General features: G+C 64.2%; 1 protein-coding gene. It reads left to right on the top strand.

Features of this window, described 5'->3' with window-relative positions; genetic code table 11:
- The first annotated feature begins 632 nt into the window (after positions 1-632).
- A complete protein-coding gene (locus D5084_RS09145; RefSeq protein ID WP_128515204.1) occupies positions 633-1,925 on the top strand; it encodes a tyrosine-type recombinase/integrase in 1,293 nt (430 codons plus the stop codon).
- Positions 1,926-1,986 lie beyond the last annotated feature (61 nt).

Below are 1,986 nucleotides of genomic sequence, written 5' to 3'. Positions count from 1 at the left end.
GTCAGCAACCAGACCCTACCGGAACATCGCCGGTGACCACCTCAGCCAGAACCTACACCAAGCTCAGGGACAGCATCTTTGGAACCTTGAGCGCGTGAGTTCTGCATCCACAAGACCTGCGTTTATTGCTGGCTTTCGGAAGTACCATGGAACCCACTTTTGGTTGAGAACCGCGGAGAAAAACCAATTACCTTGTGACTAGAAACGCAGCTCACGTGCAATGTAGCCATGGCCCGTAGCGCGAACGGTCCATCCCTCTGGAAGCCTCGCATTGGCGCAGGTCAGGTACGCCTCGCGTACCGCAGCATCGTTTGGATGGCTCAGATGGTCGTGCAGTACTGAAGGGTTCAAGAGCATTTTGGCGCCCCACGGATCAATCCCGCGAAGATCACCCGACCGTCCACCAAAAGCAATCCTCCATGCTGCTGTATCAATTGAAAGCGGTGCTGCACAAACACCGCACATAATGTCATCGTGCTGGCCTCCGCGTCGTGACCCATGGTTTGTTCGATCCGGAACGCCCCTCCCCGCCCCAATTCCACCTTCCGCCTGTATTCCGGTCTCGGCTCCGTGGTCCGACTTGATAGTGGCGCGGGTCTACGCCTGTGTCGTCGGGCAAGGAGGCGGAATGGATGGTCAAACGACTGAAACTGAATGAGAAAACCCTGCGCGAGGCGGAGCCCAAGCCCGGCGTCAGCTATCAGATCTTCGACACGGACGTGATCGGCTTCGCCGCACGGGTTCAGGCCTCCGGCGCGCGGACCTTCACCATCGACTACCGGCACGCCGGGCGGCAGCGGCGGATGACCATCGGGCGCTGGCCGGAGTGGAGTGTCACGGCCGCGCGCGAACGCGCCAAGGAACTGCGCCGCGCCATCGACGAGGGACAGGATCCTCTGGCGGCGCGGGATGAGTGGCGCGGAGCCCCGCGCGTCACGGACATGATCGACCGCTACGTCGCAGAGCATCTGCCGAAACTGGCCAAGACGAATGCGGGCGACCAGGTCTCGATGCTGAAGAAGATGGTGGAACCGGCCTGGGGCAACCGGCTGGTGACCGAGATCACCAAGTCCGACGTGGCGAAGTTCCTCGATTTCGTGGCCGAGGGGCGTCCCCGCCCCTGCAAGGCGAAGCCCAACAACCGGGCACGCAAACTGCAGGGTCACAAGCCCACCCCGATCCGCGCCAACCGCATGGGCGAGGTGCTGCGCAAGATGTTCACGCTGGCGACGGAATGGGAATGGCGGACGGACAACCCCGCGCAGGGGTTCCATCGGCGCATCGAACACGCCCGCGAGCGCTTCCTGTCGCCCGAAGAGCTGACCCGGCTGGCGGCCGTGCTGGATGCCGCCGAGGATCAGCGCGCGGCGGCGATCATCCGCATGTGCATGTTGACCGGCGCGCGGGTGGGCGAGGTGCGGACGGCGAGGTTCGAACAGTTCAACCTCGACTACGCCATCTGGTCGAAGCCCGCCTCGACCACCAAGCAGCGCAAGATCCACCGCGTGCCGATCTCGCAGGATGTGGCGGCCATCGTGCGGCTGCGCCAGCAGGCGGTGCCGAGCGGCAATCCGTGGCTCTTCCCCGGCGACACCGTGGGCCAGCCCGTGCGGGAAATCCGCCGCTTCTGGGCCAAGGTGCAGAAGGAGGCTGGGCTGGCTGACGTCCGCATCCATGACCTGCGCCACACCTTTGCCTCGCTGCTGGTCAGCGGTGGCGCGTCGCTGGAGATGATCGGCAAGCTCCTCGGCCACAGCCAGATGCAGACCACCCAGCGCTACGCACACCTGATGGATTCCCCCCTGCGCGCGGGCGTCGACACGGTGGCGAGCCTCCTGCGCCCGCGGCCGCGCCTCGTGCATGACACGGCGCAGGAGGGATCAGGTGCGGCTGTCCGCGCTGCTGTTAGGGTCAGGACCCATTGATCTTGCTTCTGCGGCGTGATTCACGCCTCCGCAAGGAGACTGACCGATGAGCAACCTTTTC

The sequence above is a fragment of the Tabrizicola thermarum genome (assembly GCF_003574395.1).
In the GTDB taxonomy this organism is placed as follows: domain Bacteria; phylum Pseudomonadota; class Alphaproteobacteria; order Rhodobacterales; family Rhodobacteraceae; genus Tabrizicola; species Tabrizicola thermarum.
This window is presented reverse-complemented; position numbering and strand designations above follow the sequence as displayed.

Excerpts from the sequence above, each read along its gene's own strand:
- D5084_RS09145 (WP_128515204.1), top strand. The coding sequence starts at position 633 with ATGGTCAAACGACTGAAACTGAATGAGAAAACCCTGCGCGAGGCGGAG.